At 53.7% G+C, this 24393-nt stretch carries 21 protein-coding genes; 8 read left to right on the top strand and 13 right to left on the bottom strand.

All coding sequences use genetic code 11. The features are described from left to right. Positions 1 to 41 precede the first annotated feature (41 nt). On the top strand, positions 42 to 218 hold the full coding sequence (locus RG807_RS00550; RefSeq protein WP_309043106.1) for an alpha/beta fold hydrolase: 177 nt from the start codon (positions 42 to 44) through the stop codon (positions 216 to 218). Here RG807_RS00550 and RG807_RS00545 read toward each other — a convergent pair. Then, on the bottom strand, positions 205 to 2511 hold the full coding sequence (locus RG807_RS00545) for a tetratricopeptide repeat protein (protein WP_309043105.1): 2307 nt from the start codon (positions 2509 to 2511) through the stop codon (positions 205 to 207). The genes RG807_RS00550 and RG807_RS00545 overlap by 14 nt on opposite strands. A 313-nt stretch (positions 2512 to 2824) precedes the next feature. Between RG807_RS00545 and dusA the strand changes: the two genes are divergently transcribed. The 5 genes from dusA to RG807_RS00520 all read left to right on the top strand — a co-directional run bounded on the left by dusA (position 2825) and on the right by RG807_RS00520 (position 7382). Further along, positions 2825 to 3850, top strand: coding sequence for a tRNA dihydrouridine(20/20a) synthase DusA (gene dusA / locus RG807_RS00540; RefSeq protein WP_309043104.1), 1026 nt, complete (start codon positions 2825 to 2827; stop codon positions 3848 to 3850). A gap of 118 nt (positions 3851 to 3968) precedes the next feature. Continuing rightward, positions 3969 to 4937, top strand: a complete 969-nt coding sequence (gene tal, locus RG807_RS00535) for a transaldolase (RefSeq protein WP_309043103.1) — start codon at positions 3969 to 3971, stop codon at positions 4935 to 4937. A 52-nt stretch (positions 4938 to 4989) separates the two neighbouring features. Further along, positions 4990 to 5439, top strand: a complete 450-nt coding sequence (locus RG807_RS00530; protein ID WP_309043102.1) for a tellurite resistance TerB family protein — start codon at positions 4990 to 4992, stop codon at positions 5437 to 5439. 24 nt (positions 5440 to 5463) lie between these two features. Continuing rightward, complete coding sequence (locus RG807_RS00525) at positions 5464 to 6591, top strand: 3-deoxy-7-phosphoheptulonate synthase (protein WP_298447926.1); 1128 nt, start codon at positions 5464 to 5466, stop codon at positions 6589 to 6591. Beyond that, entirely contained in the window at positions 6588 to 7382 is a 795-nt protein-coding gene (locus RG807_RS00520) for a glycerophosphodiester phosphodiesterase (RefSeq protein ID WP_309043101.1), read from the top strand. Before RG807_RS00525 ends, RG807_RS00520 begins: the two co-directional genes overlap by 4 nt. A 17-nt stretch (positions 7383 to 7399) precedes the next feature. Here the strand turns inward: RG807_RS00520 and sthA are convergent, their stop codons facing one another. From sthA to RG807_RS00470, 10 genes are all read right to left on the bottom strand, one after another. Beyond that, positions 7400 to 8791: a Si-specific NAD(P)(+) transhydrogenase gene (gene sthA, locus RG807_RS00515; protein ID WP_298447930.1), complete on the bottom strand. Its 1392-nt coding sequence runs from the start codon at positions 8789 to 8791 to the stop codon at positions 7400 to 7402. A gap of 63 nt (positions 8792 to 8854) precedes the next feature. Further along, a complete protein-coding gene (gene nqrM / locus RG807_RS00510) occupies positions 8855 to 9106 on the bottom strand; it encodes a (Na+)-NQR maturation NqrM (RefSeq protein WP_309043100.1) in 252 nt (83 codons plus the stop codon). Between the two features lie 12 nt (positions 9107 to 9118). Beyond that, positions 9119 to 10171, bottom strand: a complete 1053-nt coding sequence (locus RG807_RS00505) for an FAD:protein FMN transferase (protein WP_309043099.1) — start codon at positions 10169 to 10171, stop codon at positions 9119 to 9121. Positions 10172 to 10180: 9 nt separating this feature from the next. Further along, the gene (gene nqrF / locus RG807_RS00500) at positions 10181 to 11407 is read right to left on the bottom strand and encodes an NADH:ubiquinone reductase (Na(+)-transporting) subunit F (protein WP_298447936.1); all 1227 of its coding nucleotides are present in this window, start codon (positions 11405 to 11407) and stop codon (positions 10181 to 10183) included. A gap of 37 nt (positions 11408 to 11444) precedes the next feature. Next, on the bottom strand, positions 11445 to 12053 hold the full coding sequence (nqrE, locus tag RG807_RS00495) for an NADH:ubiquinone reductase (Na(+)-transporting) subunit E (RefSeq protein ID WP_200201103.1): 609 nt from the start codon (positions 12051 to 12053) through the stop codon (positions 11445 to 11447). Continuing rightward, positions 12053 to 12718 (bottom strand): NADH:ubiquinone reductase (Na(+)-transporting) subunit D, encoded by a 666-nt coding sequence (locus RG807_RS00490; protein ID WP_298447939.1) that lies wholly within the window; start codon positions 12716 to 12718, stop codon positions 12053 to 12055. The genes nqrE and RG807_RS00490 overlap by 1 nt, the downstream gene beginning before the upstream one ends. A gap of 2 nt (positions 12719 to 12720) precedes the next feature. Continuing rightward, positions 12721 to 13524, bottom strand: coding sequence for a Na(+)-translocating NADH-quinone reductase subunit C (locus RG807_RS00485; RefSeq protein WP_309043098.1), 804 nt, complete (start codon positions 13522 to 13524; stop codon positions 12721 to 12723). Further along, the gene (locus RG807_RS00480) at positions 13517 to 14725 is read right to left on the bottom strand and encodes an NADH:ubiquinone reductase (Na(+)-transporting) subunit B (protein WP_298447942.1); all 1209 of its coding nucleotides are present in this window, start codon (positions 14723 to 14725) and stop codon (positions 13517 to 13519) included. Before RG807_RS00480 ends, RG807_RS00485 begins: the two co-directional genes overlap by 8 nt. Before the next feature lie 4 nt (positions 14726 to 14729). Continuing rightward, complete coding sequence (locus RG807_RS00475) at positions 14730 to 16076, bottom strand: Na(+)-translocating NADH-quinone reductase subunit A (RefSeq protein WP_309043097.1); 1347 nt, start codon at positions 16074 to 16076, stop codon at positions 14730 to 14732. Between the two features lie 263 nt (positions 16077 to 16339). Next, positions 16340 to 17770, bottom strand: coding sequence for a glyceraldehyde-3-phosphate dehydrogenase (locus RG807_RS00470; RefSeq protein ID WP_309043474.1), 1431 nt, complete (start codon positions 17768 to 17770; stop codon positions 16340 to 16342). Between the two features lie 227 nt (positions 17771 to 17997). On the opposite strand from RG807_RS00470, the gene mfd reads away from it, so the two are divergent. Together mfd and RG807_RS00460 are read left to right on the top strand one after the other, a co-directional pair. After that, the gene (mfd, locus tag RG807_RS00465) at positions 17998 to 21528 is read left to right on the top strand and encodes a transcription-repair coupling factor (protein WP_309043096.1); all 3531 of its coding nucleotides are present in this window, start codon (positions 17998 to 18000) and stop codon (positions 21526 to 21528) included. Positions 21529 to 21572: 44 nt separating this feature from the next. Further along, positions 21573 to 22337, top strand: a complete 765-nt coding sequence (locus tag RG807_RS00460) for a CsiV family protein (RefSeq protein ID WP_309043095.1) — start codon at positions 21573 to 21575, stop codon at positions 22335 to 22337. On the opposite strand, the gene RG807_RS00455 is transcribed toward RG807_RS00460, so the two are convergent. Then, positions 22312 to 23094 carry an S-methyl-5'-thioinosine phosphorylase gene (locus RG807_RS00455; RefSeq protein ID WP_309043094.1) on the bottom strand — a complete coding sequence of 261 codons (783 nt, stop codon included), beginning with the start codon at positions 23092 to 23094 and terminating at the stop codon, positions 22312 to 22314. The two genes, RG807_RS00460 and RG807_RS00455, sit on opposite strands and share 26 nt — an antisense overlap. Then, complete coding sequence (locus RG807_RS00450) at positions 23094 to 24389, bottom strand: mechanosensitive ion channel family protein (RefSeq protein ID WP_309043093.1); 1296 nt, start codon at positions 24387 to 24389, stop codon at positions 23094 to 23096. Before RG807_RS00450 ends, RG807_RS00455 begins: the two co-directional genes overlap by 1 nt. Positions 24390 to 24393: the final 4 nt, after the last annotated feature.

The following is a 24393-nucleotide window of genomic DNA, read 5'->3' as shown; positions in this document are numbered from 1 at the left end:
CGTGCCCGGGCGCAAAGCCTCAGTACGTTATAACCCTGAAAATGATCGAAGCCCGGGTTCCCCTGGAGCTTGCAGACAAGTGGATGGCAGATATCCCGAAGGCGAGGCTGATTGTCTACCCCACCGCAGGGCATATCCCCATGGAGGAACTACCGGAGCAAACGACCAGAGATGCGTTGCTGTTTCTGCGGGGTGACTTGCACCTTACCTGGAAGTAGCATGTTCCAACCTTTGCACCACATTGCGGCTGTATGAGTCATCCGGGTACAGCTCCAACATTTTCCTGGCGAACCCGAGAGACTGCTTTAGCTCTCCCTTCTGCAGGTGCAAATGCACCAGGGCGTTGAGCACATTGTAATCCGAGGGGTGGGCCTGCAAGCCTGCCCCAAGCACGCGCTCAGCCTGCGCCCACTGTTGTTGGCGAACCAGAATCAACCCGTAGTTGTAGGCAACCCGTGGGTTCTCGGGGTTAAGCTTTAACGCCAACTCAAAGCTGCGAAGTGCCTCCGCGTCCTGGCCTTCCTCCACCAAAACCAACGATAACAGGTAGGCCAGGTACCCTCGGTCGGTGTCAGGTATTTGTTCAGACTGGCTCCCGGCGCGCAATGTTTCCATTGCCAGCGCCTGCTTGCCAACCTGACTGGCCAGCGTGGCCAGAGCCACACGGGCAGGTGAGAAGGTCGCATCCAGCTCAAGTGATTTCTGATACTGCGCGATCGCCTCGTCTGTTTTCCCGGAACGCCGCAAATAATTTGCCCAATTAAAGCGGGACCCGGAAAGTGCAGACAGGCTTTCGAGACGCTTTTGATAATCCGAATCCAATTCATCAAAGCGCTTTCGCTCTGCCTCAGACAACCCGCTCAAATCTGCGCCAGCCAGTGCTGAAAGTGCCTGATCCTGAACCGCCTTGGGCTGGTCAGCACCAAGCAGCGACACCAGTACTTTCAAGTTATCGCCAACCGGTATCTGAGCAAAGGCTCCTGCAGAATAGGCGCGCACAAGTGGCTCCTTATCAAACAGCCCGGAACGCAGAAAGAATCTTGAATCACCACCGATGGTGCTCAGGTGTTCTGCTGCGGTTGCTCGCACTATCGCGGGCTCACTGGTCTTCCTGATCAGAAGCCCCAACCGGTTCATGGCATCCATTTCGCCGGCACGGAAAGCCTGAAGAGTGTCTGCAAAGTGCTCTGGCTTCTCACTATCCGGATACCACTTTTTCAGAATGCCCACTGCCCACTGGGCAGATTTGTCTTCGTGGCAACTGTTGCAGGCGTTCGGGCTACCAGCAGTGACCGTCAAATCCGGCCTGGGTATACGGAAACTGTGATCACGCCGTGGATCGACCACCATGTAGGTTTCGTCGGTCATGTGGCAATTCACACACTGCGCGCCCTCAGAGTTTTCCGGGTGCTTGTGATGCTCCGCAACGTTGTAATTCGATGCTTTAAGGGTAGGAAATCGCTCGGGCGGAGCCGGATTGTGGCATTGCAGACACAAACCGTTGCCCTCAATTTTCAGGTTTGTGGTGTGTGGGTCGTGGCAATCCAGGCAGGTAACGCCCGCTTTCGCCATTTTGCTCTGCGTAAACGAGCCGTAAACATACACCTCGCCCTGAATTTGGCCATCAGCATGGTACATGTCTGGCATCAGCACCGCTGGCAAGGCTTTGTCCAAATAGCCCTCGTGTGCGTGCTGCCCGTCCTGAATGCTCTGGCGGCGGCTGTGGCAATAGGCACAGGTTTCGACAACCTTGCCGGGGGCCATCCCGCCAAAATCAACCAACAGGCCCATGCCTTCAGCAGGGCCGGCCTTTTCTACCTGATCTTGCCTCTGTTCTCTTGCCCAATCCACATGCTTTTCACCCGGGCCGTGGCAGCCCTGACAACCAACATTCTGCTCCTGCCAGGTTGTGGCAAAGCTGTCCGCTTTGGCATCGTAATTCATGGTGAGGTACGTGGAATGGCAGTCGGCGCACATGGCATTCCAGTTCTGGTTGCGGCCGGTCCAGTGCAGAGAATCACCTGGTTCGAAACTCATTCCCGGATACAGCGAAAACCAACGCTGCCCGCCTTCCTCAACGGGGCGACTGTCCCAAGCTATTGTCAGCGCTTGAAGCCTGCCTCGGGAGAGCTCAACCAGATATTGTTGCAAGGGATAAAAGCCAAAGGTGTAGGCAATGCGGAACTCTGCTTCTGTACCCTCCTCTCCTTCAATCTTTACCCAGTAGTCTTTACCCCGGCGAAAAAACTCTGCCTGGGAGGCTCCATCATTAAAGGCAGTATTTTCAAAGTCGCCCAAAACAGCGCCTTCACCCGCTGGCTTCATAGCCCAGGCATGATCAGAATGTGACCAGGCTTTGGCTTGCCCCTGATGGCACTCTGCACAAACACCTTCCTGCGCATAACCCATAGACTGCTTCGGCGCACCGGGCGAAGCGGCTGTCACGGCAAAAGCCGAGCTTGAAAGCATCATCCCGAAGGCAACTAGTGCAATAAATCCTTTTAAATTCAATCTGAGTTTCCTTTCACGCCATTCGGGGCTTATGGGGATTTGCGTCTGCAATATTAGAATAGTCAGTTCAGCAGATCCGTGCGATGGTTTTATATGATGGACTTCTCCCGGGTTTCCTCAGCCGACCTTTGACGCCATCCTGCTTAGCCAACACAACCATTTAACCCAGGTGTAACACTGGTTGCCCCCAACAAACCATCCAAGCCGGTTTCCTGATAGAATTGCCCTCTTTAAGTGGTCCCTCCGATTGAACCCTTCAGCCTGGAAGCCGACCTTCGAGTTGCGGCCAGAAACGGGCAGCGTTGAGTAAATAATGATCCATAACATCCCTTCAGAAAACACCTCAGGAACTCCTGAAAACCTCGGGCCAGAGCCATCCCGCCGCTTTTGTGTTGCGCCAATGATGGATTGGACCACGCCGCACTACCGGTACCTCGCTCGCCTGCTAAGCCAGCACACTCTGCTTTACACCGAGATGGTCACCACAGGCGCGTTGATTCATGGGGATACTGAACGGTTTTTGCGCCACGACCCTGCGGAATACCCTCTGGCACTCCAACTTGGCGGCAGCGATGCGGGGGAGCTGGCGCATTGTGCGCGGCTTGCTGAGCAGTTTGGCTTCAGCGAAGTAAATCTGAACGTTGGCTGCCCCAGCGACCGGGTTCAGAACAATATGATTGGCGCCTGCCTGATGGGGCATCCAGATAAGGTGGCAGAGGCCGTTCGGGCGATGATTGAAGCTACCCGCCTTCCGGTTACGGTAAAGCATCGCATTGGTATTAATGGCCGGGAATCCTGGGAAGACCTTTGTGAGTTTGTGGAGAAAGTGGCGGCCGCCGGCTGTCGCACGTTTATTGTTCATGCACGCATCGCGATTCTTGAAGGGCTCAGCCCAAAGGAAAACCGGGACGTGCCGCCGCTGAAATACGATTGGGCTTACCGGCTGAAGCAAAAGTACCCGCACCTTGAGATCATCATCAACGGCGGCATAAAAACCTTTGAAGAATGTAATGAACACCTGAAACATACCGATGGCGTAATGCTCGGCCGGGAGGCTTACCACAACCCCTGGATTCTGGCGGGCGTGGACTCGGAGTTCTTTGGCACCAAGCCCCCTGCTACGACGCGCCACGATGTACTTAGAGCTATGTACCCGTTTATTCAGAGCGAACTGGAGCGCGGCGTATTCCTTGGCCATATGTCCCGGCATTTTCTGGGGCTGTTCCATGGCATGCCTGGCGGCCGCCAGTTCCGTCGCTATATCAGCGAAAACGCTCACAAACCGGGTGCAGGCCTGGAGGTAATTCAGACGGCGCTGGGTAAGGTTCCTGAATCGTAACCGCAACCTTACCTTTTGCTGTCTTGTTCCTGTCTGTACAGCCCGTTATTGTAGAAGCATTACCCGCATCCGGGATTTGGATGTGCTGATAACAAAATCAATCGGGACGACGTTACGAATGACCAACAAGCTTGACCAACTGAAAACCATGACCACGGTAGTGGCAGATACTGGCGATATCGACGCAATCGCCCAATGGCGCCCCGAGGATGCCACCACAAACCCCTCGTTGTTGCTGAAGGCAGCAGCGTCTGATGCTTATCGGCCGATGCTTGAGCGAGCCGTAGCCATGGCCCGCAAACAGGGTGGCTCCGATGCTGAGCAGCTAACTCTGGCTACGGATATGCTCGCCGTTCTGGCAGGTCAGGAAATCCTCAGTTTGATACCGGGCGTGGTATCTACAGAAGTGGATGCACGCTTGTCATTTGATACCGAGGCTACGCTCAAGCGGGCCCGTCGCCTGATCGAGCTTTATGATCAGCAAGGCGTAGATACAAGCCGGGTTCTAATCAAGATAGCAGCCACCTGGGAAGGCATCCGCGCCGCGGAGATACTTGAGCAGGAAGGTATTCGCTGCAACCTTACTTTGCTGTTCTCATTTGTTCAGGCGGCTGCCTGTGCACAGGCCGGAGCCTTCCTGATTTCACCGTTTGTGGGCCGCATCCTGGACTGGCACCTTGCCAACAGTGGCCGTGATCACTTCCCCGCTGCCGAAGACCCCGGCGTACTCTCTGTCGCACGGATCTATAATTACTACAAAGCAAATGGTTACAGCACCGTGGTTATGGGCGCCAGTTTCCGCAATATCGGTGAGATCGAAATGCTCGCTGGCTGCGACCGGCTCACCATCAGCCCCGCGTTACTCCAGGAGCTAAAAGATGACAATGGCAGCCTGGAGCGCAAGCTTTCAGCCGCCGGCGCCTCTTCCACCGATGGTTTCGGGGTTCTGGATGAAAAGCGCTTCCGTTGGGAGTCTAACGAAGATGCCATGGCCACTGAAAAACTGGCCGACGGCATTCGTCGCTTTACCATTGACCAGATTGAATTGGAAAACCGGGTTCGCCAGCTGGCCTCTAAAGCAGCCTGAACCCAATGCCGTTTCAACGCAATCCAACATACCCAAATACCCGGGTCAGACTATGATCGAAAGCCTTAAAAAGCTGTTTAGTGCACCGGAAACGGAGCATCGTAAACCCGATGAGCATCAGCTCGCGATTGCTGCAACTGCGTTAATGGTTCAGCTATCACAGGTCGATAACGAACAGGATGAGCGAGAACTCCAGGCGATTATCGATTGCGCCATAAAAGCGCATGATCTAACCCGGAAAGAAGCGGAAGATATTCTGCAATCCGCCCTGAGTCAGGCAGAGGATGCCACGTCCCTCTATGAGTTTACCGGGCAGATTAACGAGGCGCTGGATCAGGATGCCAAACAGTCACTGCTGGAGAACATCTGGCATGTTGCTCTTGCTGATGATCGCATCGACAAATACGAAGAACACCTTATTCGCCGTATTGCTGATTTGCTGCATCTTAACCACCGGGAATTCATGCAGGCGCGGCATAGGGCTGAGAGCGTACGTTCTTAGCTTGTAGACCACTCAGGAGACAGCATGCTAGCCATACTTCACCCCAACACGCCTCTGGATAGCGACGCCTATCGGCAGACAATGCACTACCTGGAACATCTGCCCGGCGTGACCGTACGGGTACACGAGATTCAGGGCGTTAGCCAACGACTGACCGAAATATACTTATTGGGCGACACCAAGCCGCTCGATAAAGAAGATATCGAAGCCCTGCCGGCTGTTGAACGCGTCATCCGCATTTCCGATGACTACCGGATTCTTGGGCGCCACCGGGACGACAACCGGCAAACAGGCTTTAGCTATAACGGTGTCGATTTCAACCAGTCCAACCTCAATATTTTTGCAGGGCTCTGTGCTGTCGATATACCAGAGCATGTTGAAATGATGCTGAAGGCCCTGGAGGAAAATGGCCAGGTGTGCACCCGTATGGGCGCCTACAAGCCCCGCACCAACCCCTATTCGTTCCAGGGGCACGGCAAGGGCTGCCTGCCTTGGGTATTTGAAAAAGCCGGTAAACACGGCATTAAAGTGGTGGCCATGGAAATCACCCATGAAAGCCACATAGAAGAGATTGATACCTGCCTCGAAAAACTTGGGCGGCCTACGGGCGTCATGCTTCAGGTCGGCACCCGGAACACACAGAACTTTGAATTGCTAAAAGCCATTGGCCGGCAGCGCACCTATCCGGTTCTGCTCAAGCGTGGGTTCGGCATCACCCTGAATGAATCATTGAATGCGGCGGAATATCTGGCCAGCGAAGGCAACGCAAACGTTATATTCTGTTTGCGCGGCATGAAAACCGAAGCTGGCCAGCCGCACCGCAACATGGTGGATTTTGCCCACGTACCTGCGGTTAAAAGGCTGACGCGTATGCCGGTTTGCGTCGACCCGTCCCATTCTGTGGGCACCCGGGAAAAATCCCCGGACGGCATCCTCGACGTAATGCACGCGACGGCACAAGGCGTGATTGCAGGGGCCAATATGGTGCTGGTGGACTTCCACCCGAAACCAGAGAAAGCCCTGGTAGACGGGCCTCAGGCCTTGCTTATGAACGAACTGCCAGCCTACCTTGAAGATATACATCTGTGCCACGACACCTGGAAAAAGCGCCAGGCCATTTACCAACGTTTAAAAGGTGAAGTACCGGAATGATCGTCTACGGACACAGGGGGGCTAAAGGTGAAGCCCCCGAGAACACGCTGCCCGGTTTCAGGCACGCCTACAGGCAGGGTGTAAGGCATTTTGAGCTGGATTTGGTGCTATCAAAAGATGGTAAACCTGTGCTGGTGCACGACTTAACCGTCGATCGTACAACCGATCAGAAAGGCGAGGTAGCTCGTTATACCGCTGCTGAACTTGCCTCAATGGACGCACGCAAAAACACAAGCCCATGGCCATCCCCAGCGGGAATTCCATCGTTGGAAGATTTGCTCGATCAGTTCCAGGACCTCGAGCATTTACAGCTTGAAGTGAAGTCAGACAGTCGCGCCAGGTTGAATATCCTTTGCAATCGACTAACAGAAATCATTCAACATCGGGATCTTTACCAAACGGCTGCGATTACCTCGGCAGACACCTGGTTTTTGAAGGAAATTCGCAGAAGGAACAAACGCATTCGCACCGGGCTGGTGGCAGAGCGGCGATTCCCCAGGCCCATTGGACTGGCTGCGAGGTTGGGCTGCAAGTACTTATGCATCAACTGGAAGCTGTGCTCACCGCAACTTGTGGAAAATGCGCGCCGTAAAGGGATGCACGTATCCTGCTGGACCGTGAACAGCATCCAGGACATGCTCCGGCTTGAAGCTATGGGCATAGACAGCGTTATTACAGACTACCCTACAAGCACGCGCATGTTCTTTGATAACCGCGCACGCGCTTCTCTGTCCCTGCCTGAACGCAATGAAAGCAAGCCGGCAGATAATATGGTTTTACCCGCCGGCTGACTTTGAACCTGAACCGGTCAGAAGATCCGGTTCAGACCATTCAACGCCGCTACCCGATAGGCTTCCGCCATGGTCGGGTAGTTAAACGTTGTGTTGATAAAATAGTTAAGTGAGTTTGCCTCACCCTCCTGATTCATGATGGCTTGACCGATGTGGACGATTTCAGCTGCCTGGTCACCAAAGCAGTGAATGCCCAGAATCTGCCGGGTTTCGCGGTGGAAGAGGATTTTCAGCATGCCCACGGCTTCACCGGTAATCTGAGCCCGAGCAAGATCCTTGAAGAATGCCTGACCAACTTCATAAGGCACCTTGGCTTCCGTTAACTCGCGCTCGGTCTTACCCACAGAGCTGATCTCAGGAATCGTATAAATGCCCGTTGGCACATCGGTCACATACCGGAAGTAATCGTCATTAACGATGTCTGACGATGCAGAACGCCCTTGGTCATAAGCTGCGCTTGCAAGGCTTGGCCATCCGATCACATCGCCTGCAGCATAGATGTTATCTACCTCGGTACGGTAGTGTTCATCTACTGGTAGCTGGCCGCGACTATTCGGCGTCAATCCCACATTCTCAAGCCCCAGACTATCAGTGTTACCACTTCGGCCGTTACACCAGAGGAAGGCATCTGCGCGGATCTTCTTACCTGATTTCAGTGAAAGAACCACACCGTGGTCGTCACCATCAACAGAGTCGTATTCCTCGTTATGGCGCACCAGAACACCGTTATTACGCAGGTGATAGCTCAGTGCATCTGAGATTTCGTCATCGAGGAACGATAGCAAACGGCTACCCGGGTTGATCAGATCCACCTTCACACCCAAGCCCGCAAAGATAGATGCGTATTCGGAGCCGATAACACCGGCGCCATAAATAATCAGCGTGCGCGGTGTATGGGAAAGATTGAGTATGGTGTCTGAGTTGTAGATCCGGTGATGGCGGAAGTCCAGATCAGGCGGCAAATACGGGCGTGAGCCAGTAGCAATAACAACCTGCTTGAAATGCAGGGTTTCAACTGACTTGTTACCACGAACTTCCAGCCGGTTATTGTCCAGAAACGACGCGCGCCCATTGATCAGATCGACCCGATTCCGGGAATAAAACTGGGTTCTGAGCTTTACCTGTTTGCCAATAACCTTCTGTGCACTTTGCAGTACCCGCGGGAATGAGAACCAGCGAGGCTCTCCAATGTCCCGGAACATCTGATTGGTGTTGAAGGTAATGATCTGCTTGACCGAGTGACGCAAAGCCTTGGAAGGAATCGTACCCCAGTGGGTGCAGTTGCCTCCCACGGTAGGCTTGTCTTCAACGATAGCAACACGCTTGCCATGCTTCGTCGCGTTCATTGCCGCACCTTCACCTGAAGGTCCGGCACCGATAACGACGACGTCGTAATGATGTTCTGCCATGCGCGCAGTGACTCCTTATCTACGTCGTGAAAAGTAGTTGTAGTTATTCGTTTCTGTCAGCAGTTACTGCTTCCGGCCAGCCTTGGAGGCATCGTAAGCCAGATCGTCGGCTGTTACGGCTTCGGTCGCCACACGCTGGTTTTCTTCCTCGCACTTCTGGGTGTTGCCACCACAAATGTCGCAGGAAGAACTGATGCCAAGCGCGCCAATACCGCCGCAAGTACCGCTAATTGGTTTACGCCCGAAAATGACACCAACGGACATTCCGGCAACCAGCAAAACCACTATCAAAAAAACCAAAAGAAAGGTACCCATGTTGCCCTCCCCTTACTGAGTAACGTAGGAAGAAAATGCCGGGGTCTGATGCGACTCGAACCCGTTTTCCGTCCGGATAATAAAATAGGCAGGAATATTCTCCCGTGTTGCGAGCGCACTTGCCCGCTCATACCCCATCACTGTAAAACCAGTGGCCAGTGCATCCGCTGTCATGCTGTCTTCAGCAATCACCGTGACAGAAGCCAGGTTATGCGAAATCGGCTGTCCAGTTTCAGGATCTATTGTATGGGATAAACGACGCCCTTCCGATTCGTAATAGTTACGATAGTCACCGGACGTGGCCATCGCCTTCGAAGGCAAAGTAACAATACGGTTTACGGTTTGCCCTTCACCCGAGACAGGTTGCTCGATGGCAAGCCGCCACACACTGCCGTCAGGCTTTTTACCCTGAGTGCGCACTTCCCCGCCGATCTCTACGAGATACGCCTTTATACCCTCACTATCAAGGTACCGAGCCACTACGTCTACCCCGTAGCCTTTGGCGATGGCTGACAGGTCGATATACTGCGGTGACGACGTCTTTAAAGCAGGCGGATCCGCCTGCAACGAGAGGTTTTCAAAACCCGTTGATGCCAGCGCGTAGGCTAACTCCTCGTCAGAGGGAACCTTTACAGGCCGGGCATCGGGTCCGAAGCCCCAGAGATTCACCACTGGCCCGATAGTGATATCGAAGGCCCCTTCAGTCAGGCGTGAAATCTCTGCCGACCGAGACAGCACTTCAAACAGTGGACGGGATACCGGGGTCCAATCCGATTGATCCTCAAGGCCGTTAAGCTTTGACAGCTCGGAATCGTCCCTCCAGGTCGACATGGAGGCATCCACTCCGTCGAGGGCCTCATCGATGCCTTCTGCCAATGCTTCAAGCCGCTGGTGATCTTCCGGCAAAACAACACTGATGTGGTAGCTGGTACCGAACACGGGCCCTGAGATTTCCCAGATTTCTTCATCCGGCTGAAACGAGCAACCCGCCAGGGCCACCAATACCAGCATCGTAAAGATGCTGGCAACGGCCGCCCGGGCGGGTTGAAAGATACTGGATGTCATGTGAAAGCTTTAACCTCCAAAGTCATCCAGCATAATGTTCTCTTCTTCAACACCCATATCTTTCAGCAGCTTGATTACAGATGCGTTCATCATTGGGGGTCCACACATATAGAACTCGCAATCTTCCGGAGCCGGATGGTCCTTCAGATAGTTCTCGTAGAGTACGTTATGGATAAAGCCCGTTGGGCCTTCCCAGTTGTCCTCCGGCTGTGCGTCAGAAAGAGCAACGTGCCACTCGAAGTTGTCATTCTCCTTGGCAAGCATGTCGAAGTCTTCTACGTAGAACATCTCGCGAACACTGCGAGCGCCGTACCAGAAGCTGATCTTGCGCTTGGAGTTCAAACGCTTTAACTGATCAAAAATATGGGAACGCATGGGGGCCATACCAGCACCACCACCCACGAACACCATTTCGGCTTCCGTCTTCTTGGCGAAGAACTCACCAAACGGCCCCATTACAGTGACCTTATCACCCGGCTTCAGGTTGAACACATAGCTGGACATGATGCCAGGCACGTGATCAGTCCCGGGAGGCGGAGTGGCAATACGGATATTGAACTTGAGGACACCCTTCTCTTCCGGGTAGTTCGCCATGGAATAGGCTCGAACAGTCTCTTCCTTGTTGATGGCCTTGTAGCGCCAGATATCATGCTTGTCCCAGTCACCGTGGAACTCCTTCTCGATATCAAACTCCTTGAAGTCGATTTCGTAAGGGGCGCATTCCAGCTGTACGTAACCACCGGCACGGAAGTCAACTTCCTCGCCTTCAGGCAATTTGAGTACCAGTTCCTTAATGAAGGTGGCAACGTTGTGGTTGGATACAACCTCACACTCCCACTTCTTGACGCCAAAGAACTCTTCCGGTACTTCAATCTTCATATCCTGTTTAACCGGAACCTGGCACGACAAACGCCAGCCTTCTTTCTCTTCCCGGTTGGTGAAGTGGGTCTTTTCCGTGGCCAGCATGGCGCCGCCACCTTCAAGAACCTTACACTTACACTGTGCACAGGTACCGCCGCCACCACAGGCAGACGACAGGAAAATCCCACTGCCCGCCAAGGTGCCCAGTAGTTTGTCACCGGCTTCCGTTTTCACGGTGTGTTCCGGGTCGTCATTGATTTCGATGGTCACTTCACCGGTGCTTACCAGTTTGGATCTTGCCGCGAGGATGATCGCGACAAGCGCCAGAACGATAACGGTGAACATGACCACGCCGAGTATTATTTCTGTATACATGGTCTCGCCTTTTCGTTAAACCGAATCACCGGGTGAATTACAGGGAAATCCCTGAGAAGGACATAAAGCCAAGAGACATCAAACCAACAGTAATGAAGGTGATGCCCAGACCACGGAGCCCGTCTGGAACGTCGCTGTACTTCAGCTTTTCACGGATACCTGCCAGAGCAACGATGGCCAAAGCCCAGCCCACGCCAGCACCAAAGCCATAGACCACACTCTCACCGAAGGTGTAATCACGCTCAACCATGAACAGTGCCGCACCCATGATGGCGCAGTTAACTGTAATCAACGGAAGAAACACGCCCAGTGCGGAGTAAAGTGCCGGAATGTATTTATCCAGTATCATTTCCATGATCTGAACAATGGCCGCGATAACACCGATGTAGGTGATCAACCCGAGAAAGCTCAGATCCACATCAGGCAAACCAGCCCAGGACAACGCGCCCTCACGAAGGATGTTGTTGTAGATCAGGTTGTTGACCGGCACTGTCAGCGTGAGAACCACCACAACGGCAATGCCAAGGCCTGTAGCTGCTTCAATCTTCTTGGAAATGGCAAGGAATGTGCACATACCCAGGAAGAACGCGAGCGCCATGTTCTCAATGAAAATTGCTTTGAGAAGCAGACTGATATAGTGCTCCATCAGAAGGCCTCCTTATGGGTGTGGCGGGACATTTTGAAGTCCTCTTCTTCTACTTGCTCAGGCATCCAGGCACGCAGTCCCCAGATAGCCAGGCCAATAATGAAGAAGGCGCTTGGTGGCAACAGAAGCAAGCCGTTGGTGATGTACCAGCCGCCTTCGTTAACCGGCGTCAGAAGGGTTACACCAAAGAGCGACCCTGCACCCAGCAATTCACGGAAAAACGCCACAAACAGCAGCATGATCGAATAGCCCATGCCGTTGCCGACACCGTCGAGGAAACTCAACCAGGGGCCATTTTTCATGGCGAAACCTTCGGCACGACCCATAACGATACAGTTGGTAATGATCAGACCAACGAATACCGACAGCTGCTTACTGATTTCGTAGGCATAGGCCTTCAGTATCTGATCAACCACGATAACCAGAGACGCAATAATGGTCATCTGTACGATGATCCGGATGCTGCCCGGTATCTGTGTACGTACCAGCGACACAGCCAGGTTGGAAAATGCAGTAACAGCAATAACCGACAGGCACATAACGATGGTTACGTTCATGCTGGTGGTTACGGCAAGTGCGGAACAGATACCAAGGATCTGCAGCCCGATGGGGTTGTTACTGAATATGGGTTCGAAAAGAACCTGTTTGGCGGTCATTTCAGACATGATCAGGCCTCCCCTTCACGAAGTTTCTTGAGGAACGGTGCGTAACCCCGGTCACCCATCCAGTAGTTGACCAAGTGCTCAACGCCGCGACTGGTCAGTGTTGCACCGGAAAGCGCATCCACCTTGTGCTCTTTATCGGCTGCGTTGGCGCTTACGCCACCCTTCATCAGGCGGATCTGAGGCTCGGTTTTATCCTCACCGTAAAGCTCTTTGCCAACCCACTGGGATTTCCAGCGGGGGTTATCCACTTCACCGCCCAAACCAGGTGTTTCTGCATGGGCGTAGAAGCCAAGGCCTTCGATAGTGTTCAGATCGCCTTCAAGCGACACAAACCCGTACAGTGTAGACCAGAGGCCATAGCCGTGAATCGGCAATACCACTCGCTTCATTTCCCCGTTTTCGCTCAAGGTGTATACCTTGGCAATGTTAGGGCGACGCTTGATACCAGCCTTGTCTTCAGACGACGGAATCTTGGTTGACATCTCCGGGTCTGAAGCGGCTTTGTACATGTCGTATTTCATTGGATCATTTACATCCACGAAAGACGGCTCTACATAGTCACCGGTATCCAGATCAACCAGGCGCACATCAAACTGGGAAAAAACGCTTTCGATTTCGTCAGCGCTTGCGCCATTCGACAGCATACCTGCGGCCGCCAGAATGTTGGTTTTGATGTCCAGATTCTGGTTCTTGATCTGGGCCGGGCGGAGCACTACCGCAGCGGTGGATACCACTACGGAGAACACGATACTTAATACCAGAGCGACAAACAGCGTTCTGGAGACAGTTTCTTTAGGCTTAGCCACGAGCGAGCCTCCGTTTAACGTTTGCCTGAACCACGTAGTGATCCATCAGCGGCGCGAAAAGGTTGGCGAACAGTATCGCCAGCATGATGCCTTCCGGGAACGCCGGGTTAACAACCCGAATCAGAATGGTCATCACACCTACCAGAATACCGAAGCACCAGCGGCCGGTGTTGGTCATGGCGGCTGATACAGGGTCGGTTGCCATAAACATCATGCCGAAGGCAAAGCCACCCATTACAAGGTGCCAGTGGGCCGGAACCGAGAACATGGGGTTGGTTTCGGAGCCGATAACGTTCATGAGAACAGCCGTGCCGATCATGCCAATCAGTACACCACCAACGATACGGTAGCTTGCGATACGCATGGCAACCAGCGCCAAACCGCCAATCATCACGGCGACGGTCGAGGTTTCACCCATTGACCCCTGAATATTGCCAATGAAGGCATTCATCCAACCAATGTTTGCTTCCAGAGCTTCCAGACCACCACTTGCAGCCCAGCTCAGCGCAGTCGCGCCACTGAAACCGTCAACAGCCGTCCACACGGTGTCGCCAGAGATCTGTGCCGGATAGGCAAAGTACAGGAAGGCACGGCCAGTCAGTGCCGGGTTCAGGAAGTTTTTACCTGTACCGCCAAACACTTCCTTACCGATCACTACACCGAAGGTAATACCCAAAGCCACCTGCCAAAGAGGAATGGATGGTGGGCAAATCAGTGCAAACAGGATGGAGGTTACAAAGAAGCCTTCGTTTACTTCGTGACGACGCACGGTAGCAAACAGCACTTCCCAGAAACCACCAACAATAAAGGTCACCGCGTAAACCGGAATGAAGTAGGCCATCCCATATACGAAGTTATCCCAAATGCCGGCACCCGCTCCGGTTACCGCAAGAGCCTGAATAAAGGCAGTGCGCATTCCGCCGTCAGCGATCAACGCCTCAGGATTGGCCGCCAGGAAATTGTTGGCCTGAAAGCCAATATTCCACATGCCGAAGAACATCGCGGGGAAGGCGCACAACCAAACGGTGATCATCATGCGTTTCAGGTCTACACCATCGCGCACGTGGGAGGTTGTGCCCGTTACCGAACTGGGCGTATAGAAAATAGTATCGGCTGCTTCGTACAGGGCATACCAGCGCTCGTACTTGCCACCCTGTTCAAAGTGATGCTCGATTCCATCGAGAAACTGTCTGATAGACATTGTGTTAGCCCTCGATTTCGATTCGGGTCAGATTCTCGCGGAGAATCGGACCGTATTCATATTTACCCGGGCACACAAAGGTGCACAGCGCCAGATCTTCTTCTTCCAACTCCAGAGCGCCGAGCTTCTGAGCCATTTCGGTATCTCCTACAATCAGCGCACGCAGCAGCTGAGTTGGCAGGACATCCAGGGGCATCACCCTCTCGTAGGAACCCACTGGAACCATGGCACGCTCACTACCGTTGGTAGTGGTTGTGAAGTCAAACTTCTTGCCACCCATAAACTTGGACAGATAGATATTAAGAACCGAAAACTTGTTTGCACCAGGAGTTAGCCAGCCCAGGAAAAGCCGCTTGCGGCCTTCTTCGAGCAGCGACACCTGGTTCGCGAAACGACCAAGATAAGCAACAGGGCCATCTCCACGACGCCCGCCGAACACAGAGCCGGAAATCGCACGCACTTCACAATCGGTGGGTATTTCACCATCGAGAAGCTCCGCAAGGCTCGCGCCAATGCGGGTACGAACCAAGCGCGGCTTCAGGGCCTTGGGGCCGCCGAGTGCAACAACGCGGTTAACATTCAGCTCACCGGTGGTGAACAAGATGCCGATATCAATCACATCCTGGTAGTTAACTGCCCAGACTGTCTTGGTGGCAGAAACCGGATCAAGGTGATGAATATGGGTACCAACGTTGCCGGCAGGGTGAACGCCATCAAATTGCTGGACATCAATTTGGTCTGATTTGGGAACCGACACATTGGAACCGGGCCGGCCAGTTACGAACACCTTGCCCGAAGTCAACCGACCCAGAATGGTCAGGCCGTTTTCGAAGGCCGCTGCATTTTCTGCGATCACCACGGTGGGATCCGCAGCCAATGGGTTGGTATCCATAACGGAAACAAAAATAGAATGGGGAGCAGTGTCGATCGCCGGCACTTTGCTGTATGGGCGCGTCTTCAGGGCAGCCCACAAACCGGACTCAACCAGGTTATCGACTACTTGCTGGCGCTCAAGGCCTGCAAGATCCGCAGCTTTGTAGCTGGCAAAGGTCTCAGCTTCATCGCCATCAATCTCGATAACAATTGACTGGAATACCCGTCGCTCACCGCGATTGAGTTCCTTCACCACGCCAGCTGCAGGTGATGTATAACGAACGCCTTCGGTCTTCTTGTCCGTGAACAGCAGCGTACCGCGCTTGACACGATCTCCTTCTTTAACAGCCATCGTCGGCTTCATGCCGATGTAGTCGAAACCAATTAACGCCACATGGCGAACTGGCTTACCGTCTGTGATGGTCTGTTCGGGAGCGCCGCTGATGGGAAGATCCAGGCCTTTTTTGATCTTAATCATTAGCCTCATCCAATCATCAGAAACTATTTTGTGGATTCGTATTGCCTGACACCAGCGGCCCAGAAAAAGTTGAGAAACAGGGAGCCAGACATACCCAAATTCGCGCCAATTATAGAGTTTAAGGCAAGCTATTTCCACCTGAAACGAGAACGGGTTTGTACAGGATTGTAAACCCACAGCAACCCGCCATCGCTAACAAAAAAACCCGGCGACTTTCGACGCCGGGCTTATGGAACTATCAACGCCAACTCAGGCGCATTCCGTCACTCGCGTGAGCGCTTCGGAAAGATGGGGTAGTCAATACCCGCCATCTGGTTAACCACACGAATCACCTGAGCACTGTAGCCAAATTCGTTGTCGTACCAAACGTACAGAATCAAGCGCTTACCCCCAGCTATCGTGGCTTGAGCATCAACTATGCCAGCATGTCGAGAGCCAACAAAGTCGGTTGAGACTACTTCCGGAGAGTTCACGAAATCGATCTGCTTCTGCAACTCTGAGTGCAAAGCCATCTCGCGCAGATAATCGTTCACAGTTTCCACATCGACCTCTTTCTTGAGATTGAGGTTCAAAATTGCCATGGAAACGTTCGGCGTAGGAACACGAATAGCATTACCTGTGAGCTTGCCTTTCAGCTCGGGAAGGGCTTTGGAAACTGCTTTTGCAGCGCCTGTCTCGGTAATTACCATGTTCAACGCAGCACTGCGACCACGACGACTGCCTTTGTGGTAGTTATCGATCAGGTTCTGGTCGTTGGTGTAAGAGTGGACAGTCTCAACGTGACCATCTTCAATGCCGTATTCGTCGTAAATTGCTTTCAGCACTGGCGTGATTGCGTTGGTGGTACAGGAGGCTGCCGACAGAATTTTGTCTTCGTCAGTGATCCAGTCGTTGTTGATGCCGTAAACGATATTCTTGATATCGCCTTTGCCCGGTGCGGTCAGAATAACGCGGCTAACGCCCTTGGACTTGAGGTGCAAGCCAAGTCCGTCTTCATCGCGCCAAATACCAGTGTTGTCCACCACGATGGCGTTATCGATGCCATACTGAGTGTAATCCACCTGATCGGGGCCATTTGAGTAGATCACCTTGATGAAGTTGCCGTTAGCAATCAGCGCAGACTGCTCTTCATCAACGCGAATGGTGCCATTGAAAGGACCATGTACAGAGTCACGACGCAGCAGGCTGGCACGCTTCTCAAGATCGTTCTCAGCGCCACCCTGGCGAACCACTATGGCACGCAAGCGAAGGTTGTTACCGCCGCCCGCTTTCTCAATCAGAATGCGAGCGAGCAAGCGTCCGATACGGCCAAAGCCATAAAGCACGACATCTTTGGTGCCGTTGCTGGCGTCTTCTTCAGACTGCACAGAATACTGGCCAGCGACTGATCCGATTTCATTTTTTACGAACTCGGTAAGATCACCGCCCTGCTCTTTGAACTTTACTGCCAGCTTGCCGATGTCAACGTGCGCACGCCCAAGCTCCATCTGATCCATAATCTGCAGGATTGGCAAAGTATCGTTTACAGACAGTTCGTTGTTCTCTACCTGACGCACATATCTGTGGGCGCGGATAATGTCGATTACCGACTGATTGATAATGGCACGGCCATATACCGAAGTAACAACGTTATTCTTACGGTAAAGGCGGCCGATCAGCGGAATCATGGCCTCCGCTTTGGATTCTCTGTCCATCCAGTTGGATAGGCACTGATTTGTCTGTTCGTGACTCACGGTAGGGACCCCTGTTTCGCACGTGGTAATAATTCAGGTCGGGCATTATCCAACTTAAACCAGCTAACGGCAAATACGAACTGGCACGGACCTCTTAGACTTACCGCCATGACACTGACATCCAGCGGCGTTAGAATAGCCGCCTCACCGGCTCCCCAACCCCCTTCAGCAGGAGAACACGACTGCCCATGAATCAAGGTGCCCCCACTTCCGCTTCGCCGCAAACATTGATTGCGCCGCCATTTCCTGAAAAGTCGGCCGATCACCGCATCTGGGGACAGTTGCATGGCAGCAGCAGTGCTCTGGCTATCTGTGAAAGCGCCAGAGCACACAAAGGGCTTACCTTGGTGATCACCCGCAGCACAGCCGAAGCCAATCGGTTGGAGCAGTCCATGCGTTTTTTTCTGGGCTTGCCGCCGGAAGAAGACGGAGCCACGATTACCGAGGACGGCCTGGAGTTACTGTCTCTGCCAGACTGGGAAACCCTTCCCTACGATCTGTTTTCACCGCATCAGGACATAACCTCACGGCGCATTCGCACCCTGCACCGCCTGCCGAGCACTCAGCATGGGCTTATCGTGGTGCCTGCCCGCACCCTGATGCACCGCCTGCCGCCGGTCAGCTACCTGCAGGGCAACACTCTGTTACTGGAAACCGGGCAATCGCTGGATCTGGACAACTGGCGTCTTCAGCTGGCTACTGCCGGCTACCGGCATACCGAAAACGTATACGAACATGGTGAGTATGCGGTGCGCGGCTCGATTCTCGATATATTTCCCATGGGGTCCAACCTGCCCTATCGGATCGACCTGTTCGACAACGAAGTTGAAACCCTCCGCACGTTTGATCCGGAAACCCAGCGCTCGATCGACCGGATTGAAAGCATCGAACTTTTGCCCGCCTATGAATTCCCGTGGCACAAGGAAGCCCGCTCAGCCTTTCGCGGACGCTGGTTTGAACAGTTTCCAAATGCAGACAAAGACTCCCCTATTTATCAAGACGTGAGCCACGGCATTACACCGCCGGGGATCGAATACTATTTGCCGCTGTTTTTCGACCAAACCGCCACACTGTTTGATTACCTGCCTGCCACCACACAGGTGTTCACCTCTGAAGGCCTGAACGAGGCGGTCAACCACTTTGATACAGAAACCCGAAATCGCTACGAAGATCGCCGCCATGACAGGCATCGCCCGATCCTGCCGCCTACCAATCTGTTCTTGCTGACCGATGAACTGTTTGGCCACCTCAAGGCCTTCCCGAGGGTCACCATGACCCCGGAAACAGCAGAGGGCGGCGGCGCGGTAAATTGCCTCAGCGAAGCGCTACCGGATATCGCCATGAGTGCGCGGGCCGCCGACCCTGCTGGCCGCTTGAAGCGCTTCATCACTAGCTTTGACGGGCGAGTGTTGATTTGCGCGGAATCGTCTGGTCGACGCGAAGCCTTGATCGACAACCTGAGCGAGCACCAGCTTCGGCTGCAAGCATTTGAAAACTGGCAGGACTTCCTGGCCGACACGAAATGCACTCTGGGCATCACCGTCGCTCCGATGGAGCAAGGATTGGTGCTGCCTGAGCACCATCTTGCACTGATCACCGAAACCGCCCTGTTCGGCGAACGTGTGTTACAGCGTCGCCGCCGGGATAAACCGACAGAAACGAATGATGACGGCTACCGCGATCTGTCTGAATTACGCACCGGCTCGCCTGTTGTTCACATCGATCACGGCGTGGGCCGTTACCTTGGGCTGGAAACCATTACAGTAGAAGGGGAAGCCAGCGAGTTTTTGATGCTCGAATACGCTGGGGGATCCAAGCTTTACGTACCGGTATCCAGTCTACACTTGATTTCCCGCTACGCTGGCGCAGATGCGGAGCATGCCCCCCTGCACAAACTGGGCACCGAGCGCTGGAGCACCGCCAAACAAAAAGCACTCGAAAAGATCCGTGATACCGCAGCTGAGCTTCTGGATGTTTACGCTCGTCGGGAAGCCCGTAAAGGCTTCGCCTTTGAAGATCCCAAGGAAGCTTACCGTGCATTTGCCGCAGGCTTCCCCTTTGAGGAGACACCCGATCAGCAGATGGCTATTGAAGCTGTTTTTGAGGATATGACCAACGAAAAGCCCATGGACAGGCTGGTCTGTGGAGATGTCGGCTTCGGAAAAACAGAAGTCGCCATGCGCGCCGCCTTTATGGCGACCTGGTCCGGAAAGCAGGTTGCCGTACTGGTGCCCACAACCCTGCTGGCGCAGCAGCACTATGATTCCTTCCGCGATCGTTTCTCAGACACCCCGGTCACTGTTGAACTTCTGAGCCGGTTTCGCAGTACAAGCCAAACCACCAAGGCCATGGAAGCCATTGAGACCGGGAAAGCCGATATTGTTATAGGCACTCATAAACTGCTTCAAGGCGACATCCGATTCAAAAATCTTGGGCTGGTAATTATTGATGAGGAACACCGGTTTGGCGTCGGCCAAAAAGAAAAGCTAAAAGCGCTTCGCGCAGAAGTAGACATGCTGAACCTTACGGCAACGCCCATTCCCAGAACGCTGAACATGGCCATGGGGCACTTGCGGGATCTGTCCATTATTGCCACCCCTCCAGCACGGCGCCTGTCAGTGAAAACCTTTGTGCGCCAGCGGGACGATGCAATGGTGAAGGAAGCCATCCTGCGTGAAGTTCTCCGTGGTGGCCAGGTGTACGTTCTGCACAACGACGTCTCCAGCATCGAAAAAACCGCCGAAGATCTGCGGCGCCTGGTGCCAGAAGCTCGAGTAGGTGTCGCTCATGGTCAGATGCGGGAACGGCAACTCGAAAACATCATGTCGGACTTCTATCACAAGCGCTTCAACGTGCTGGTGTGCACCACCATTATTGAGACCGGCATCGACATCCCCAGTGCCAACACCATTATTATCGAACGCGCAGACAAATTCGGCCTGGCACAGCTGCACCAGCTCCGTGGCCGGGTTGGCCGCTCCCACCACCAGGCCTACGCCTACCTGCTGACGCCACCACCTAAAGCCATAAGTGCGGACGCCAGAAAGCGGCTGGAAGCCATTTCCGAAGCCCAGGATCTTGGCGCCGGCTTTATGCTGGCGACCCATGATCTTGAGATTCGTGGTGCTGGCGAACTTCTGGGCGACGAACAGAGCGGGCAGATAGAAAGTATCGGCTTCACTTTGTACATGCAGCTGCTGGACGAAGCCGTAAAAGCGATTCGGGAAGGCCGCACACCCAATGCTGAACTGCCCTTAAGCCACGGCACGGAAATGAACCTGCGCATACCCGCGCTGATTCCGGAAGATTATTTGCCCGATGTTCACAACCGACTCATGCTCTACAAACGCATTGCCAGCGTGAGCGATCGCGAAGGATTAAAAGAACTTCAGGTTGAAATGATTGACCGCTTCGGATTATTACCGGAACCGGCAAAGAACCTGATGCGGCAAACCGAGCTAAGACTACAGGCAGAAGCGCTTGGAATAGTGAAAGTAGACGCTGGAAAGGAGTGGGCTCGCCTTGAGTTTGGCAACTCCACCCCGGTAGACCCTCTTGTGCTGATTAAAAAAATGCAATCCGCACCGGACGCCTATCGCCTTGAAGGTGCCAACAGCTTCCGTTTTCGGCTGAAGGACACCTCAACCAGTGGTAAACTCGACGGCATTTCCGCAATGCTGGGTGAACTTCTGCCCGCAAAAAGCGCGGCTACCGCCTGATTATTGCCTGAATAAACGGGCCTGAACAAAACTGGAGCATTCTCTTGCAGACTGATGGTAATCGCTTGTGCCGGCTATGGGCACACACTCTACTGACGGCCGTTCTGGCAGCAACTTCTCTGGCAAGCCATGCCCAGCAAACGCCCAACGACTATTACCGGGCAGAGTTCGTGATCCTGGAACGCATCATCGACCCGGGCGCAGTAAATGAGCGCATGGCCACTCGCAAAGTCGAAGCGCCGGTGGACACTGGCAAAACCCTTTACAGCGTGGCTGCAGGCGGCGCCAGCAGCTCATCCCTAAAACTCGCAAACCGCACCCAACTTCACCTGGGTAACGCGGCAAACCGACTTGAAAACAGTGGTCGCTATCGGGTACTCATGGCGGCGGGCTGGTACGAAGCTTTCCCGCCAGACTATAAAGGCCAACCTCTACGAGTTGAGATAGGAGAATGGCTGGAACAGGCCGGCCAGAGAGCAATCGAAGGGCACATTACCATCGACAGGCAGCGCTACCTCCACGTTGCGGTTCATTTGAACCATTGGCAGCAAGGGAAGATTGCCGTTCCTGCAACCGAAGCGGTCAGGGCGGACGAAACCAAAAGCGAAAACAATCTGCCCGAGGGTGCGGAAACGGGCGCCATACCGGTTGCGGCAGGCACAGGCTTGGAAGTTCAGCCAGAAATACCGTTGGAACTGCTTACCTGGATTCGTGAAACTCGCAGGATGCGAAGTGAAGAAATCCATTTCCTGGATTCCCCCACTATCGGCGTTCTTGTGTTTTTCAAGAAGATTGAGGCAACACCCTAAGCTTACCAAGGCCGGCCATCGACACTTCAAGAATGCGTCTGACACCCGACATTCCCTGTTCGATGGCCGCTTCGATCTCAGCCATGGTAATAATGTGGTCTGACTTCCCGGCCGCCCAGTTAACCACCAGGCCCAAACACACATAGCGCATACCCAGTTCAGCCGCCAAGGCCGCTTCAGGCATACCGGTCATTCCAACCAGATCACACCCATCCCGCTCCATGCGCCGTATTTCAGCGGCCGTTTCCAGCCTTGGGCCCTGAGTTGCACCATAAACACCAAACCCGGCAAATGGCACTCCCTGTGCTGATGCGGTTTGCATCATTATGTCCCGGGCTTCCCGGTCGTATGGCCAGGTAAAATCGATGTGCGTGACATGCTCCAGATCGCCCTCAAAAAAGGTCCCTGCCCTGCCCCAGGTGTAATCAATAATCTGGTCAGGGATAACCACGCAGGCCGGCCCCATATCCGGATGTATCCCGCCGACCGCATTCACTCCGATAACAGTGCGGACACCCACGTCGTATAGTGCTTTTATATTGGCCCGGTAGTTCACTTCATGGGGCGGAATCCTGTGAGGATTGCCGTGTCTGGACAAAAACACCACAGGCTGGCCATCAAGGAGTCCGTCAGTCAGCACAGATGACGGAGCTCCCCAAGGCGTCTCAAGAGATCGTGTCCCCGTGATCGTCAGGCCTGCAAGGGTTGTCAGGCCTGTGCCACCAATAATGCCTACTACTCCACTACCGTCAGACATCAGTCTCCATCTCCTGCATCCAGGGATTGCTCACCCTCATCACCGGCTTGGGTATCGTGACGGCGACTGCGATCGCGCTTGCTACGTGTGCGTGTGTTTTGCGAAGAGCTAGCGGCATTGCTGGTATCCTCAGGATTTTCGTCACCCGCCTCATCACTTTCACGTTTTCCGTCCTGGTCTTTGCCAGCCTGCGCAGGCAAACGGTCATCGCCAAAATGTATGGTTTGTGTCGGGAAGGCTACCTGGCCACCATGACCCTCGATAACATCACTGATTTTCAGGAGCACATCCTGTTTAACTTCGTGAAAACGAACCCACTGGGTGGTTTTCGTGAAGGCGTAAACCATAATATCCAGGGATGAATGACTAAACGCCAAAAAGTTGACAATCAACGTTTGCTTGCTGTCAATGTCTTCATGCTTTTCAAGCATTGAGCGGATATCTGAAACGATAGTAGCCATTTGGCTGACATCGGCATAACGGATACCGATAGTTTCGGAGATGCGCCGGTTGGTCATTCGCGAGGGATTTTCTACTGCGATGGTTGTGAACGTGGCATTGGGAACATACAGAGGCCGCTTATCGAACGTTCGGATGGTGGTTACCCTCCAACCTATGTGCTCGACCGTACCCTCGATTGTACGATCGGGAGAGCGTATCCAGTCTCCAACCTTGAAAGGCCTGTCGAGATGGACGATAAAGCCCCCGAAGAAGTTTGCCAACAGATCCTTCGCCGCAAAACCCACAGCAATACCGCCCACACCACCAAAGGCAAGCACACCTGAAAGGCTATAGCCCAAAGACTGCAAGCTGATCAGCACGGCTGTAATAATAACGACCGCCCGGGAAAGCTTGCTGATGGCGTTAACCGTGGTGTAATCCATCGGCTTTTTCATTTTTACCGGAGAGACAACTATGTTCTCCAACTCTTTGATCAATCTGAGCAAAACCCAGACGAAGATAAAAATGAAGCCGACCTGCAGCAGGATCCCGTTGGCCTTGAATATCTCTGCTGACGAATAGTGATGCGCCACCTCTGCAGCCCAGTAGATCCCCTGTAACCATACAAATGCGACTACCGGTGCACGAGCGGCATGCAACAGGGCGTCATCCCAGATATTGTTGGTTTTGGCGAACCTGTTTTCCAGAGCTCCGATGATATGGCTGGCAACATAGGCAATCGTGGCCGTACCAAACACTAACGCAAACACCACAATGCTCACGCGCCATGCCTCGGACAGGACACCAAAGTTCTCGATCCAGCCATTAAGCGTGGACATCATTTCTCCGATCATCGGA

Source organism: Marinobacter sediminicola (assembly GCF_031157525.1).
GTDB lineage: Bacteria > Pseudomonadota > Gammaproteobacteria > Pseudomonadales > Oleiphilaceae > Marinobacter > Marinobacter sediminicola.
Note: the sequence above shows the minus strand (reverse complement) of the source record. Positions and strands in the feature narration are given on the sequence as shown.